General features: G+C 62.8%; 1 protein-coding gene. It reads right to left on the reverse strand.

The window, feature by feature from the left end:
• Positions 1-258: 258 nt before the first annotated feature.
• The coding region (locus AC4FQ5_RS19955) for a hypothetical protein (protein WP_491146403.1) at positions 259-589 on the reverse strand (331 nt) is incomplete at its 5' end.

A 589-nucleotide genomic window follows, 5' to 3' on the forward strand; every position in this document is an offset into this window, starting at 1 on the left:
CGGCGAGCCCCTCCCAGTCGCGCGCCTCGAAGAGCGCGACGACCCGGTCCACATGCTCCGATGCTGCGGTCGTGCCCGCCATCGCCCGTCTCCGTCCTGACTCTCCCCGCTCGACAGTACCGATGCGGACGGCCGGTGTGCGCGTCCCCGTGCATCGCGTCGGTCCTTTCGCTGCTTCATCGAGATTACGCACGAACATCGACAACGTCGAAGCTATTCGTCAACCGGCTCGCTAGGCTGAGATTCCTTGATCGATGGTCACGATCGATCCTCTGCTTCTCCGTAGTAGGTCAGACGCGGAAGGTCCTCAACGGTTACCGCATTGACGATCATGGAGTCCCAGCTCAAGTCGTACACCTCGGTGACGAGATGACCTTGGGCGAACGCCTTTAAGCCCACGACAGGGATCTCGTGAATGGCGATCAGTGCGGCTCTCAGGTGTGTCGGGGTCCCGGTCAGTTCCGCTGGCCCGCATAGCTCGCCCGGAAGTATCCGCTCGAGGAGGGACGGCCGTGCAACAACGAATCCGTGCGCGTCCATCAGCGCGAGCCCGGAGCGCGAGAACATATCGACGGTGACACGGTCGACT

The organism is Chryseobacterium sp. DT-167 (assembly GCF_058310155.1).